Origin of the sequence: Halobaculum marinum (assembly GCF_029338555.1) — an archaeon.
GTDB classification, from domain to species: Archaea; Halobacteriota; Halobacteria; order Halobacteriales; family Haloferacaceae; genus Halobaculum; species Halobaculum marinum.
This window is the reverse complement of record NZ_CP119989.1, coordinates 160,106-174,131: the sequence shown is the minus strand read 5'-3', so window position 1 is coordinate 174,131 and position 14,026 is coordinate 160,106. Positions and strand designations below refer to the sequence as shown.

14 protein-coding genes and 2 tRNA genes are annotated in these 14,026 nt (G+C 67.1%); 10 read left to right on the top strand and 6 right to left on the bottom strand.

All coding sequences use genetic code 11. The annotated features are described in order from the left end of the window. The first annotated feature begins 57 nt into the window (after window positions 1–57). Window positions 58–1,245 carry a CBS domain-containing protein gene (locus P0R32_RS00975; RefSeq protein ID WP_276238052.1) on the top strand — a complete coding sequence of 396 codons (1,188 nt, stop codon included), beginning with the start codon at window positions 58–60 and terminating at the stop codon, window positions 1,243–1,245. A gap of 81 nt (window positions 1,246–1,326) precedes the next feature. Here P0R32_RS00975 and P0R32_RS00970 read toward each other — a convergent pair whose 3' ends face one another. Next, a complete protein-coding gene (locus P0R32_RS00970) occupies window positions 1,327–2,100 on the bottom strand; it encodes a response regulator (protein ID WP_276238051.1) in 774 nt (257 codons plus the stop codon). Window positions 2,101–2,184: 84 nt separating this feature from the next. Next, window positions 2,185–2,257 (bottom strand) — tRNA-His (locus tag P0R32_RS00965). A gap of 170 nt (window positions 2,258–2,427) precedes the next feature. On the opposite strand from P0R32_RS00965, the gene P0R32_RS00960 reads away from it, so the two are divergent. Together P0R32_RS00960 and P0R32_RS00955 are read left to right on the top strand one after the other, a co-directional pair. Beyond that, complete coding sequence (locus P0R32_RS00960; RefSeq protein ID WP_276238050.1) at window positions 2,428–2,883, top strand: DUF5814 domain-containing protein; 456 nt, start codon at window positions 2,428–2,430, stop codon at window positions 2,881–2,883. Between the two features lie 147 nt (window positions 2,884–3,030). Continuing rightward, complete coding sequence (locus P0R32_RS00955; protein ID WP_276238049.1) at window positions 3,031–3,246, top strand: HalOD1 output domain-containing protein; 216 nt, start codon at window positions 3,031–3,033, stop codon at window positions 3,244–3,246. Window positions 3,247–3,256: 10 nt separating this feature from the next. On the opposite strand, the gene P0R32_RS00950 is transcribed toward P0R32_RS00955, so the two are convergent. The 3 genes from P0R32_RS00950 to P0R32_RS00940 form a co-directional block, all read right to left on the bottom strand. Continuing rightward, a complete protein-coding gene (locus P0R32_RS00950) occupies window positions 3,257–3,664 on the bottom strand; it encodes a DUF8146 domain-containing protein (RefSeq protein ID WP_276238048.1) in 408 nt (135 codons plus the stop codon). Window positions 3,665–3,827: 163 nt separating this feature from the next. Next, complete coding sequence (locus P0R32_RS00945; RefSeq protein ID WP_276238047.1) at window positions 3,828–4,427, bottom strand: RPA family protein; 600 nt, start codon at window positions 4,425–4,427, stop codon at window positions 3,828–3,830. Then, complete coding sequence (locus P0R32_RS00940) at window positions 4,427–5,365, bottom strand: replication factor A (RefSeq protein ID WP_276238046.1); 939 nt, start codon at window positions 5,363–5,365, stop codon at window positions 4,427–4,429. Before P0R32_RS00940 ends, P0R32_RS00945 begins: the two co-directional genes overlap by 1 nt. Window positions 5,366–5,583: 218 nt before the next feature. Between P0R32_RS00940 and P0R32_RS00935 the strand changes: the two genes are divergently transcribed. The 3 genes from P0R32_RS00935 to P0R32_RS00925 all read left to right on the top strand — a co-directional run bounded on the left by P0R32_RS00935 (window position 5,584) and on the right by P0R32_RS00925 (window position 8,818). After that, window positions 5,584–5,877: a DUF7091 family protein gene (locus P0R32_RS00935; RefSeq protein ID WP_276239435.1), complete on the top strand. Its 294-nt coding sequence runs from the start codon at window positions 5,584–5,586 to the stop codon at window positions 5,875–5,877. Between the two features lie 403 nt (window positions 5,878–6,280). Then, window positions 6,281–8,317 (top strand): DEAD/DEAH box helicase, encoded by a 2,037-nt coding sequence (locus P0R32_RS00930; protein WP_276238044.1) that lies wholly within the window; start codon window positions 6,281–6,283, stop codon window positions 8,315–8,317. Window positions 8,318–8,401: 84 nt separating this feature from the next. Then, window positions 8,402–8,818, top strand: a complete 417-nt coding sequence (locus tag P0R32_RS00925; protein ID WP_276238043.1) for a DUF7539 family protein — start codon at window positions 8,402–8,404, stop codon at window positions 8,816–8,818. A 69-nt stretch (window positions 8,819–8,887) separates the two neighbouring features. On the opposite strand, the gene P0R32_RS00920 is transcribed toward P0R32_RS00925, so the two are convergent. Next, on the bottom strand, window positions 8,888–9,487 hold the full coding sequence (locus tag P0R32_RS00920) for a DUF5789 family protein (protein ID WP_276238042.1): 600 nt from the start codon (window positions 9,485–9,487) through the stop codon (window positions 8,888–8,890). Window positions 9,488–9,637: 150 nt separating this feature from the next. On the opposite strand from P0R32_RS00920, the gene P0R32_RS00915 reads away from it, so the two are divergent. From P0R32_RS00915 to P0R32_RS00900, 4 genes are all read left to right on the top strand, one after another. Then, complete coding sequence (locus P0R32_RS00915; protein WP_349770222.1) at window positions 9,638–11,503, top strand: SLC13 family permease; 1,866 nt, start codon at window positions 9,638–9,640, stop codon at window positions 11,501–11,503. 63 nt (window positions 11,504–11,566) lie between these two features. Continuing rightward, window positions 11,567–11,637 (top strand) — tRNA-Pro (locus P0R32_RS00910). Between the two features lie 53 nt (window positions 11,638–11,690). Next, the gene (locus tag P0R32_RS00905) at window positions 11,691–12,506 is read left to right on the top strand and encodes a group I intron-associated PD-(D/E)XK endonuclease (RefSeq protein ID WP_276238040.1); all 816 of its coding nucleotides are present in this window, start codon (window positions 11,691–11,693) and stop codon (window positions 12,504–12,506) included. Window positions 12,507–12,618: 112 nt separating this feature from the next. Then, on the top strand, window positions 12,619–14,022 hold the full coding sequence (locus P0R32_RS00900) for a selenium-binding protein SBP56-related protein (RefSeq protein ID WP_276238038.1): 1,404 nt from the start codon (window positions 12,619–12,621) through the stop codon (window positions 14,020–14,022). The last annotated feature ends 4 nt before the right edge of the window (window positions 14,023–14,026 follow it).

The following is a 14,026-nucleotide window of genomic DNA, read 5'->3' as shown; positions in this document are numbered from 1 at the left end:
GGCTGCGTATAAGTCCCGTCGCCCGGGTTTATACCTCGTCGGGAACTACCCCCGACCATGCGAGGAATCCGTGTCGGGCGGGTCGCGGGGATCCCGATCCAGCTAAACTGGACGTTCCTTCTGGTGCTTCCGCTGTTCGCCTATCTCATCGGGAGCCAGGTGGGGGAGTTCTCCGGTCTCGTCACCGACACCTTCGGCGTCGCCATCGCGAGCGACGCGCTCACCGGCGGCGTCCTCCCGTGGGTGTTGGGAACCGCCGCCGCCGTCGGACTGTTCGTCTCGGTGTTGCTCCACGAGTTCGGCCACTCGCTCACCGCGATGCACTACGGCTACCGGATCAACGCGATCACGCTGTGGCTGTTCGGCGGCGTCGCCCAGTTCGAGGAGATGCCCGAGGACTGGAAACAGGAGTTCACGGTCGCCATCATGGGGCCGGCCGTCTCCGTCGCGCTCGGGGTAATCGCCTACGTCGTGCTCGTCACCGTCAGCCTGCCCGCGACCGTCGCGTTCGTCGTGGGCTACCTCGCGCTGATGAACCTCGTGCTGGCCGCGTTCAACCTCCTTCCGGGGTTCCCGATGGACGGCGGGCGCGTCCTGCGGGCGCTGCTGGCTCGCAATCGGCCGCACGCTCGCGCGACCCAGATCGCCGCCGAGGTTGGGAAGGTGTTCGCGTTCCTGCTGGGGCTGTTCGGCCTGTTCGGCGGCAACTGGCTCACGGTCGGCCTCGCCTTCTTCATCTACATCGCCGCCTCCAGCGAGTCACAGCAGACGACGATGCGGGCGGCGTTCCAGGGTGTCACCGTCGGCGACATCATGACGCCGCGCGCGCACCTGAACACCGTCGAACCCCGGGCGAGCGTCGCCCAGTTGATGGAGCGGATGTTCCGCGAGCGCCACACCGGCTACCCGGTCGTCAAGAACGGGACGCTCGTCGGGATGGTGACGCTGGAAGACGCACAGGCCGTCCGCGAGGTCGAACGCGACGCCTACACCGTCTCCGACGTGATGGTGACCGACATCGCCAGTGTCACGCCCGAGGCTGACGCGCTCGTCGCGCTGGAGACGATGCAACAGCGCGGGGTCGGTCGCCTCGTCGTCGTCGACGCCGACGGCGAGTTGGTCGGGCTCATCTCGCGCAGCGACCTCATGACGGCGTTCAACATCATCCAGCGCGGTGGCCGGGAGTCGATCGGACTCGGCGGCGACGCTGGCGTGCTCCCGGACGTGGGCGGACGTAGCGTCTGAGCGGTTCGCGGGTCGGCGTGCGACGGCTGTACCTAGAAGGCCGTCCCCCGTCACCTCCCCTGATTCTCTCGTCTGCTCGACTCACTCGTCGCTCAGCGGGAGCACGAACCCCTCGACGACGGTCCCCCAGTCGGTCTCGTCGCCGTCGGGGACGCCGCGCCCGCGCTCCCACACACGGATGACCTCGCCGTCGGCGCGCCGCACCCGGTAGGTGAACTCGAAGGGCTCGCCCGAGACCAGCGACGCCTCCATTGCGTCGTGGGTCCACGCTCTGTCGTCGGGGTGGACGATGTCGTCGGCGTACGTCAACTCGCCGCCTTCGAGGTCCTCCGGGTCGTACCCCAGGAGCACGGTCGCGCCGGGGCCGACGACCTCGGCGGGCCACCCGGCCGCCCACCGACAGCGGTAGAACATGGCGTCCGGTCGCTCGACCGTCCAGCGACGCCCGGAGACCTCGTCACTGAGGGGGGAGTGGGCGGCGGCACACAGTCGGTGGAGCCCACCCGCGAGCGTCCTGAGCGCGTCGGTGCCGCCTTTCGTGTACGCCGGCGGCGCCGTCGAGCGCGCGGCGGCCGAGCGCCGCCCGGTGAACAGGACGAACGGGATGGACGGGTCGGTCTCTCGGACTCGCTCGTACAACTCCAGTCCCGACATCCCCGGCATCTCGAGGTCGCTCAGGAGACAGTCGTAGTCGTCGCGCTCCAACTCGGTGAGGGCGGCTTGGGCGTCGGGGGTTCGCGTCACGGACGCCACCCACTCCTCGCGTTCGAGCACGGCGGCCGTCAGGTCGGCGTACGCGTCGTCGTCTTCCGCGTGGAGCACCCGCAACGGTGGCGTGCTCCCCCAACTGGGCATTGACACGCCTATGGGCGACTGTGACCAAAAGCTACCGATGCGACAAGTACACGGCGACGGCTGGCGACGCGGTCGTCGGAGAAGGTCCAGGTGCGAGAATTGAACCCGCGTCTCAGCCTCCACAAGGCTGAAGGATAGTCCACTACCCCAACCCGGACACGCAGACGACAGTAGCCCGGTGCGACTGAAATACGTTACGACTCCGCCGGCCACAGTGCGTGAGAGGCCCACGCACGTCGGCGTTCGCCGCTCGCGTCGCGTCGGCGGCGCGGTGTCGCGACCGACCGCGGTGCTTTTGCCCTCCGATCCGCTACAGAGGGTCAAGCTGTGGCCATCACGGACAAGATCTACCTGAAGAACCACCGGCAGATCGCCTCCCAACTCGACGCCAACATCCCGAAGGGCGCGTTCAAGGGGGCGACGCTGGATCTCGTGTTCTCGGGCGACGGGCTCGCCGACCTCGACGAGGCGACCCGCGACCGCGTGCTGGAGTTCGCCGAGGACTTCCTCGACTGCGGCTGTGACGACGCACCCTACTGCGGCCACCCCGAGCGGAAGTTCGTCCGCTACCTGCTGGAACTGCGGGCGCAGGGGCTCGGCCCGGACGCCATCGTGGACGTGATGGGCGACGACTACATGCTGTACGCCTACCCCGGCGACGTGCTCTCGTTCCTCGATAACGCCGTCCGGACGCTGGAGGCGACCGAGTCGCTCGCGGCGGTCGAGGGCGACGAGGAGGCACGCGAGCGAGCGAGCCAGGCGCGGGACGCACTGGCGCGATAACCGCGGCCTACCGGGCCGTTCCGCCCCAAAATCGCGTTAATCGGAGTTGATCGGAGTTCGCGACGCGCGGTGTTCATGTCTGCCCAGTGTATTGACGACTCTGTGATCGAACGGATGCGTCCCTCCCGAACCGACGGCCCCCGTCCCGTGAGCGAGCGTGTGGTCGACCGAGTTGCGACCGCCGAAGGAGTCTCTCCTGCAGAGTTGGAGGCCCGACTGTACGACGCCGTCGACGGCGACGCGCTCGACTCGCTGGTCGCGGCTGAGACGACCGCGGTGACGGTGACCTTCGAGTTCTCCGGCTACACGGTGACGGTGGACGGCGATTCACCCGCGAGCGTCACGGTCGAACCGGCGGAGTGAGCCGCCGCGGCTACCCGAGTTGGTACGGTTCGTCGTCGCCGCCGTCCAACTCCTCCAAGAAGACGACCTCCTCGGCGTCGTCAGACTCCTCCAGTTGGTCCTGGAGGAACGTGACGAACGCTTTGTACTCGTCTAGCTGCTCGCGGAGGTGTTCGGCCTCCAGTTCGAGGCGTTCGTGCTCGCGGACGAAGCTCTTGGGCACTTCGACCGTCGGCGGGAACGACTCCCCGTCGCCGTCGGTCTCTTCCACCCGGTGCTCGGGGACGACCTCGACTTGCCCGTCGTGGGCGACGAGGGTGTCCACGTAGTCGCGGAACACCGCCGACAGCGACAGGTCCCGCTCGTCGGCGATCTCCCGCAGCGCCTCGAAGGCGTCCTCGTTGACGCGGAAGGAGACCGTCTTGTTCTTGCTGCCCATTTGGCGTCTAATCGCCCACGGGTCCACTTAATCGTTCGTCAGACACTCGCACGGGTGATACTCGGCGGGGTCGTCTCCCGGCGCAGAACGTGGCGAACGTGGGGAAAGAGGGGAAAGTGGGGAAAGAGGGGGAAGTAGGGAACGCGTTCGGTCGGTGCGTCGCCTACGCGGTCGGCTCTTCTTCGAGTTCGTCGCTGTCGTCGAGCGAGCGCAGCGCAGCGACGGCGGCGTCGCGGTACTCCTCGACGGGCAGGTCGTACTGCTCGCGGGCCATCCGCGCGTACTCGTTGCCCTCGTCGTCGAACGCCTCGATGCGGTCGAGCGTGCGCGCGGCGGTCTCGGCGACCCAGCGGTCGCGCGTCGACGCGTCGACGGTCGTGATCGACTCCGGTCGGACGGAGACGTTCACGTTGCCGTCGTCCGTCTCGTACGTCCGGGGCTTGCCCACCACGGCGACGTAGGCGGGTGGCTCCAACTCGCGGAGTGCACTCGCGGCTTCGGGCTGGTACTGCCCGGCGTACGTGAAGAACGTCCCCGTCGGGTCGACGATGCGCCCGCGCCAGTACTCGCTGTCCTCGCCGACGTCCTCCTTCTCGGTGAGGGTGCCGACGATGAACACGCGGTTCGCGCGCTCGCCGGTCGGGAGCAGCAGGTACAGCGGCGCCCGGTCGTCGTCGGACTCCTTGAAGGTGTAGCTGGCGTCGTTGTACTCGGACGCGAAGACGCGTCGTGCGACCTCTCGGGTGAGGGTGTTCTGGCTCATTACAGGGACCTCGCGCGGATCAGCAGCGATTCAGCATCGACCGTCTCGTCGGTGCCGGACAGTTCCTCGAACTCGTCGGCGAGCACGTAGCGGCCGAACGTCGGGCCGCGCACGCGGTAGTAGCGCCCGACGATCATGTCGGCCATCTCCTCGCCCACGACGGTCGTGTCGAGGGCGTCCTGGGCCATCTGCTTGGCCTCGTCGAGGCCGATGCCGGTCAACTGGGCGGTCGCCTCCTCGTTGAAGATGACCTCCTGGACGGCGTCGCCGTCGTCGAGGACGGCCTTGATGCGGAGGTCGAACTCGCCGTCGACCTGGCCGTGCTCGTTACAGCGGCCGTTCTGGAGGACGCGGGTACAGTCCTCCTCCGGGCAGCGCTTGATGAGGCCCGACCCGGACTGGATGTCGACGAGGGCGCCCTCGACCTCGTCGGAGTCGTCGCCGACCTCGACCTCCTCGTCGAGTTCGGTGATGGTCGTCGTCCGGTTGAGCTTCACCGAGAAGTTGCCCTGGTACTCGTCGGTGACGACGTTCGAGAGGGCGTAGCTGGTGCCCTCCTCCAGTTCCTCCAGTTCGCTCGTCGAGAACGAGACGAACTTGATCGTCCCGGACTCGTCGCCGAGCAGGCCGACCTGGGCGATCGACTCGTGGTTGGGGTCCCAGAGGTCGGCCACCTTCACGCGAAGGTCGACCCACTGCTCGTCCTGGTCGATGTCGCCGACGAGCACCTGTTCGGCGCCGCCGGAGCCGAGTTCGTCGCGCTCCAGCCCTGCCTCGTCGAGGTAGGAGTTGACGACGCTGCGCCGCGCCTCGTCGACGGGGACGCTGTACTCGTTCACCAGCGAGGCGAGGCGCTCCTCGATCTCGTCGACGGTGAGGTCCAGATGGTCTGAAAACTGCTCGTGTATCTCGTCCGCGTGGGTTTGCAGGTCTGCCATGGTTCTCCTGCCTCCGGGTATGTGTTCAGTGGGAGGCGTAGGATGGTTGGTGCCGAATCCTATTTAGTATTCCGTGACCCACCGGAAGTGAAATCGCCGGACAGCGCCCGTCCGTCGTGCGTGCGTCGGACGCGGGGCTCGGCGTCGCCGAGGGGTGACCCGACGCGGGCGCCGGCAACGGACTGATAGTGGGTGCGCCCGCAGGGTCGGACATGGGACTGGGCGACAAACTGCGTCGCGTCCTCCACCAGCAGGCCCGCAAGGCGGGCCGTGAGTACGCACGGAGCAAGCGGGCCTACCGCGACGGGCGCGACTGGGGCGACAACCGCGCCGCGGAGTTCGACCTCCCGACTGACGCGGACGACCGTGCGCGCATCGTCTGCCGTCGCCACGCCGAGAAGCGCCACGTCGCCGTCAACCGCGACGGCGAACCGGCGTGTTTCGAGGCCGGACACCCCGACTGCGAGGGGTGTGCCGAGGACGTGCGCGAAGGCCGGATCCAGACGTGGTGACCCGAGACGACGACGGCTGAGTCTGCGGTCGGCGCGTGCCGCCGCGGCGCTGTCCGCGGCGGACGCGCGCGAGGGGCGAACGAGGAACGAGCGCAGCGAGTGACGAGTGAGTCGGCTGGGGAGGGTGAGGCCGCTGTGCGGTGTCGTGGGCGGGACTGAACGGGGCTCCCGGGGTCGCGAGCCGAGACGACGCAAGCACCGCAGCGCGAGCGGAGCGAGCGCGAGGAGCGCAGCGAGTCGCAGGCCGCGAGCCCGGGAGGGGCGTTCGCGATCGTCCTCCGCTCCGACCCGACGTTCTCGACCGACCCGACGACTCGACCGAACTCGACCACCTCCCACCCAGCCGTATTGAAGCCGAATCCCTGAAATACCGCATCCACGTACCTCGCCCCAACCGATCACCGTGTCCGAACAACTCCCGCAGGTCGAGACGCTGTTCCTCCACGAGCGCGACGAGGACTTCACCGTCGTCGTCGAGCGCGACGGCAAGCGCGTGCTCCAGGGCGTCCTCGAACTGAAAGAGACGGACGCCGGCCCCCGCCCGCGCCGCTTCCGCGTGAAGCAGAAGGGGGGCGAGGAGCCGCGCCAGCCCGACCAGTTCGTCGAGTTGGCGCGCTCGGCCCGCCGCATCCGCATCTCCGAACAGACCCGGTCGAGCGCTCGCGAACGCCTCCAGTCGATGCTGTCGGCGTACCAACTCGACGCCAAGCAGGTGCGCACCTGCCGGTACTGCGCCAACGCCGGGCGCTACTCGCCGGTCACGAGCGACACCGCCGTGAAGGCCGACCGCGACTGGATCTGCCCCGACTGCGCCAAACGAGAGTTGGACCGCGAACTGTCCTACAAGGGCCAGTTCACCGGCAACGCCCAAGAACGGCTGGAGGACCTGCTGTTCGAGGTGCAGGACTTAGAGCGCATCACGAACCTCCTCCAGGGGAACCTCGACCCCGACCTCACGAAGTTCGACACGATCTCCGCGACGACCGACGAGATCGACCCCGTCCCCACCGACTCGCTGAACCTCCACCCCGGCCTCCAGGAGCGCGTGGAGGGCCGCTTCGACGAACTGCTCCCGGTGCAGAGCCTCTCGGTCCAGAACGGCCTCTTCGACGGCGACGACCAACTCGTCGTGAGCGCGACGGCGACGGGGAAGACGCTCGTCGGCGAACTCGCTGGCGTCAACAACGCGCTCAACGGGAAGGGGAAGATGCTGTTCCTCGTCCCGCTGGTCGCGCTCGCCAACCAGAAGCACGAGGACTTCGAGGAGCGCTACGGCGACGTGCTCGACGTGACCATCCGCGTCGGCGCCTCCCGCATCAACGACGACGGCAACCGCTTCGACCCGAACGCCGACATCATCGTCGGCACCTACGAGGGCATCGACCACGCCCTGCGCACGGGCAAGGACATGGGCGACATCGGCACCGTCGTCATCGACGAGGTCCACACCCTCAAAGAGGAGGGGCGGGGCCACCGCCTGGACGGGATGATCTCGCGGCTCAAGCACTACTCCGAGAACCGCGGCTCCTCGGCCCAGTGGGTGTACCTCTCGGCGACCGTCGGCAACCCCGAGTTCCTCGCCGAACGCCTGCGCGCGACGCTCATCGAGTTCGAGGAGCGCCCCGTCCCCATCGAGCGCCACGTCACCTTCGCGACGGGCCGCGAGAAGGTCGACATCGAGAAGAAACTCGTCCGCCGCGAGTTCGACACCAAGTCCTCGAAGGGGTACCGCGGGCAGACGATCATCTTCACCAACTCCCGCCGCCGGTGTCACGAGATATCCCGGAAACTGGAGTACGACTCCGCGCCGTACCACGCGGGGCTCGACTACAAGCGCCGCAAGACCGTCGAGCGCAAATTCGGGAATCAGGACCTGGCCGCGGTCGTCACGACCGCCGCGCTCGCCGCGGGTGTCGACTTCCCCGCCTCGCAGGTGATCTTCGACACGCTCGCGATGGGCATCGAGTGGCTCTCCGTCCAGGAGTTCGAGCAGATGCTCGGGCGGGCGGGCCGCCCCGACTACCACGACGAGGGGAAGGTGTACGTCCTCGTCGAGCCGGACGCCAGCTACCACTCCTCGATGGAGGGGACCGAAGACGAGACGGCGTTCAAGCTGCTGAAGGGGGAGATGGAGGACGTGACGACGGTGTACGACACCTCCTCGGCGGCCGAGGAGACGCTCGCGAACGTCGTCGTCGCGGGCAAGGGCGCCAAGAAGCTCAACGACCGGATGATCGGCGAGGTGCCGACGACCCACGCCGTCGGGAAACTGCTGGAGTGGGAGTTCATCGACGGCCTGTCGCCGACGCCGCTCGGGCGGGCGGTGTGTCGCCACTTCCTCGCGCCCGACGACGCGTTCCGCATCCTCGACGGGATCCGCAAGGACCACCACCCGTACGACATCGTCGCGGACATGGAGTTGGCCGAGGAGGAATTGTAGGCGGGTCACGCGACCGGTGTCGGACGCACCGCCGACCGCGCAGGTCGGCACCACGTTAATTGTCACTGGGGGACTACGTAGGGGATGGACGAAACAGACCGGCAACTCGTACACGAGGTTCGTTCCCAGCTCGACGAGTGGACCACCAGCGCCCGCAGCGAGGCGTACACCGAACTGTTCGAGGGGACCGACCCGATCCTCTCGACGGAGGAACTCCGGCTGCTCGACGCGGTCGACTCCCTGTTGGAGCGCCACGGCGGCGACGGCGTCTGGGGGACCGACCAGTACGGCGTGCACGCCGACGTCGCCGGCGACGCGACCGACTCGCTGGGCGTCGTCTGCGTCTACCACCCGCAGGTGACGAGGGACTCGGTGCTCCGGGGCGTCGACGACCTCGACGACGCCACCGAAGAGCGGATCAACGCGGCGCTGTGGACGTACGCCGAGCGCGTCACGGACATCATCGAGCGCGAACTCGACGCGTACCTCGGGCGAGAGTAGCTCCGGCGAGACCGACGTCGGCGGCCGGTCGGGGACGGCGACGACGCACCACGGCGGGGGTGCGGCCGCTCAGACCCCGAGCCACTCGTCGTTGCGGACCTCGTACCCGTTGGCCCGGCAGAACGACGCCGCCTCCCTGCGGACCGACCGCGACCCCGGGAGGGCGCGCTTCTCGTGGATCTGCTCGACGATCCAGTCGGTGACCACCGGGATCCCCTCGTCCTCGTCGACGGCGTCGATCGCCGCCAGCTCTCGGAGCGTCCGCTCGTACCCCTCGCGCTGTGACCCGTCGAGTCTCGCGTTCGGGAGCGTGTCGACGGCCTCGACGATCCGCTTCATCGCCGAGGCGACCGTCGGCCGCCGGACGTGCACGCCGACCGCTGTCGGCGAGTCGAACGTCTCGTGGTCGGACTCCGGGATCAGCTCTTCGACGGTGTAGGTCTCTTCGACTCCGCCGATCTCACGGTCGCCGACGGCCGCCACGATGTCCGCCCCCGTCGCCGGGAACGCGACCGACGCCAGGTCCGCCACGAGCGCTTCGACGTCGCTTTGCTCGACCGGCGGTTCCGGCTCGTCTCCACGCTCCAGTTCGATCGCGATCTCGCGTGCTCGTCGCCGCTTCTCCGAGTCGTGAGCCTGCTTGTCGCGTCCCTGCTTGTCGTCTGCCATCCCTAATGATTGGTCCTCTGGCCGTATAACCTGCCGGACAGTTCCGTCGGTGAGCGAACGCGGGTGACGAGATCGGTCGGATCGAACGCCGACGCCGCCAACGGTCCCGTACCCTTTTTCCGGCCGCCGGGCGTCGGTTCGCCCGTGCTCGTGCCCGAGGTCCTCACGCCGGAGATCCTGTTCGTCTTCGTCGTGATCCTCGCGGCCCTCGTGCTGTTCGTCACCGAACCGTTCCCGGTCGACATCACGGCCATCGGCGTGCTCGTGACGCTGCTGCTCGCCGGCCCCCTCTCGACGGCGCTCGCAGAGGTCGGCCTGCTCGCGGCGCCGTTCGAGTTGGTCACCGTCGAGCAGGGGCTGTCTGGGTTCGCGAATCCCGCGACCCTGACGGTCCTCGCGATGTTCGTGCTGTCGGAGGGCGTCCGGATGACCGGGATCGTCCAGCGCCTCGGCGCGTTCATCGCCAGCATCACCCGCGGCGACGAGACGAAGCAACTCGCCGCGACGATCGGCGTCGTCGGCCCCATCTCCGGGCTGATCAACAACACCGCGGCGGTCGCCATCCTCCTCCCGATGGTGACGGACCTCGCCGAACGGAGTCAGACCTCGCCCTCCAAACTGCTGCTCCCGCTGAGCTACGCGTCGATGTTCGGCGGGACGCTCACGCTTATCGGCACCTCGACGAACATCCTGGCGTCGGACTTGTACGCGACGCTCGCGCCCGCCGACGTCGCCCGCCAGTTCCGGATGTTCGAGTTCCTCCCGCTGGGCGCGGCGCTGCTGGTCGTCGGGTCCATCTATCTGCTGACCATCGGTCGCTGGCTCACGCCGGCCCGGATCAAGCCTCGCGTCGACCTCACCGAGGAGTTCGAGATGGCCGACTACCTCACCGAGGTCGTCGTCCGCGAGGACTCCCCGCTGGTGGGCCAACGCGTCGAGTCGGCGCTCGTCGAGACGGAGTTCGACGTGGACATCGTCCAACTCGTGCGCGGCGATCAGGTGTTCCTCGAGCCGCTCGGGCAAAAGGAGATCAAGGCGGGCGACCTGTTTGCGGTCCGGACCGACCGCGCGACGCTGGTGGAACTGCTCGACGTGGAGGCGCTGGACCTGATCCCGGAGGTCGTCGACGAGGCCGAGTTGGAGGTCGCCGACGCCGGCCAGAACCTCGTCGAGGTCGTCGTCGCCCCCGGCTCGTCGCTGGTCGGCGAGTCGCTCGCCTCCGCCAGTTTCCGCCAGCGCTACGACGCGACCGTGCTCGCCTTGCGCCGCGGCGGCGAACTCGTCCGCCAGCGGATGGACCGCATCCCGCTGAAGGTGGGGGACACGCTGCTGGTGCAGGCCAGCGAGGGGTCCATCGAGCGCCTCGACGCCAACCGCAACTTCATCCTCGCCCAAGAGATCGAACGCCACGACTACCGGCGCTCGAAGACGGGCGTCGCCGTCGCCATCGTCGCGCTCGCCATCGGCCTCGCCGCCGCCGACCTCGTCCCCATCGTCGTGTCGGCGCTCGCGGGTTCGCTCGCGATGGTGGTGACGGGCTGTCTCAAGCCCGGCGAGGTGTACGACGCCGTCGAGTGGGACGTGATCTTCCTGCTCGCGGGCGTCATCCCACTGGGCATCGCGATGCAGACCTCCGGCGCCGCAGAACTCCTCGCAAACGCCGTCGTCGCGGGGTCGGTCGTGCTCCCGCCGTTGGCGCTGCTCGGGGCGTTCTACGTCGTGACGGCGCTGCTCACGAACGTCATCTCCAACAACGCCAGCGTCGTGCTCATGATCCCGGTCGCGCTCCAGGTGGCAGCGACGCTCGGGGCGAACCCGCTGGCGTTCGCGATGGCGGTGACGTTCGCGGCGTCGACGGCGTTCATGACGCCCGTCGGCTACCAGACGAACCTGTTCGTGTACGGCCCGGGCGGCTACCGCTTCACCGACTACGTGCGCGTCGGCGCGCCGCTGCAGGCGGTGTTTGCGGTCGTGACGACGCTCGGCATCCCCATCGTGTTCGGCCTGGGGATGTAGGGTGTCTCGCGCCGCGGGCGCGAACGGAACGGTTTAGTTCGGCCAGGGGTGATTCGTAGTCGCGGGACCGTGGGTTAGTGGTATACTCCTGGCCTTGGGTGCCAGTGACCCCGGTTCGAATCCGGGCGGTCCCACTCAGTTTTCACGCCCGACGAGAGTTCAAATACGTTAGCGCCCCAACGAGCCTATGGACTCGTTGGATGAGATGCCGAGCCATCGGAAGGGGGATTACACGGAAGTCGTTGTCGTCGCGGAGTTGAAGCGGCGTGGCATATCCGTCTCGAAACCCATCGGTGACAACGAGCGGTACGACCTCGTCGTTGAGGCGAACCAGAAATTCTGGACACTACAGGTGAAAACTGGCTCCTACCGCGACGACGGAATCAACTTCCGTGGGGTTTCACAGCATACGAACGCGAGTGGAAACACGTACAAATCGTACGACGGCGACGTAGACTTCTTCGCCGTATACTGTCACGAACTCGGATCGATGTACCTCGTTCCGGAGGAGGAAGTCGGCTCGAATATGTTCCTCAGAACTGCGGAACCGTCGCAACGTCACAGGAACATCAACTGGGCGGACGTGTACGAATTCGATCGGAATTGGCCGCCGGACGAAACTACCGGTTCGTCGGACGATGTCTCGACGGTTGTCGACATGCTCGAGGAACGAGGAATCACGATTCACAAGCCAGTCACACGAGAGACGTATCAGTTGCTCCTCGAAGCAGACGACGGTACCAGATACAGGACAGCAGTCGAGCATGGTACGATAAATGGGGGAAGAATTCGATTCGATCCGAAGTGTGCGGTCGCAGGTCCGGACGCGATCGATCTCGTACTCGTGTACTCGACGGAACTCGATACGCTCCATCTCGTCCGTCGAGACGAGTACAACACGGCGATCTCACTCCGAGTTGCAGCACCTGAGCAGTGGAACCGAGATATCAACTGGGCCGAGGAGTACGAATTCGACGCCCGTTGGCCGGATGATCTGGAATAACTCTCGGTTCTCATTCCCGGTTAACGACGTGATACGCCCCACACCCTCTCGTAATCGAGGCAAACCAACCTACACAGTTATTGGTGATAAATCTAAACGTGTCAATGTATCCATGAGTACGGACGACCACGACCAATCGACCGACGCACACGGCCACGAGCACGAAGAGGTATCGGGCCCCGGCTATCCGACGCCTGCGGCGATGCGTACCGAATCCGAACGCGAGAAGACTGCCTTCGTCATGTCGCTGCGCGTCGGGATGGACGTGGACGGCCCGGACTTCGTCGGCGTCGTCGACGTCGACCCGACCTCCGACACGTACGCGGAGTTGATCGACACCGTCGAGATGCCGAACAAGGGCGACGAACTCCACCACTTCGGCTGGAACACCTGTTCGTCCTCGTGTCACGCCGAGGGGCTGACCAGGGACCACCTGATCGTCCCCGGGCAACGCTCCTCGCGGATCCACATCCTCGACGCCGCCGACCCACGGAACCCGGAGATCGAGCACGTGATCGAACCCGAGGAGGTGTTCGAGTACGACCTCTCGGCACCGCACACGGTCCACTGCGTGCCCGAGGGCAAGATCGTCATCAGCATGCTCGGGAACGCCGACGGCGAACTCCCCGGCGGCTTCCTCCAACTCGACCAGGACGACTTCTCCATCGACGGCCACTGGGAGGCCGACCGCGGCGCCATGGAGATGAACTACGACTACTGGTACCAGCCCCGCCACGGGGTGATGATCTCCAGCGAGTGGGCCGCTCCCGAGACGTACTACCCGGGCTTCGACCTGGAGGACGTCGAGGCCGGCAAGTACGGCGACAGCATCCACATCTGGGACTGGGAGACGAAGGAACACCGCGACACGCTCACCTTCGGCGAGGAGGGCCTGATCCCGCTGGAGGTCCGGATGCCCCACAACCCCGAGGAGACGGAGGGGTACGTCGGCGCGGCGCTCTCCTCGAACATCCTCCGCTTCTGGGAGGACGCCGACGGGCACTGGGACTGGGAGACGGTCATCGAGATCGAAGACCGCGAGCACCCCGACTGGGACATGCCGGTCCCCGGCCTCGTCACCGACCTCCTGCTCTCGCTGGACGACCAGTACCTGTTCTTCTCCAACTGGCTCCACGGCGACGTGCGGATGTACGACGTGAGCGACACGGGCAACCCCCGACTGGTGGACCAGGTGTGGGCCGGCGGCAACTTCGGCGACCGACAGACCGTCGGCGGTCACGACATCCGAGGCGCCCCGCAGATGCTCCAACTGTCGCGCGACGGTCGCCGCCTCTACTGGACCACCTCCCTGTTCTCCACCTGGGACAACCAGTTCTACCCGGAGATGGGCGAGGAGGGGTCGCTGATGCTGAAGGCGGATGTTTACCCCGAAGAGGGACGGATGGAACTCGACGAGGAGTTCGTCGTCGACTTCGGCGACGCCCCCGGCGGCCCGGCCCGTGCCCACGAGATCCGTTGGCCCGGCGGCGACTGCACCAGCGACGTCTGGCAGTAGCCAT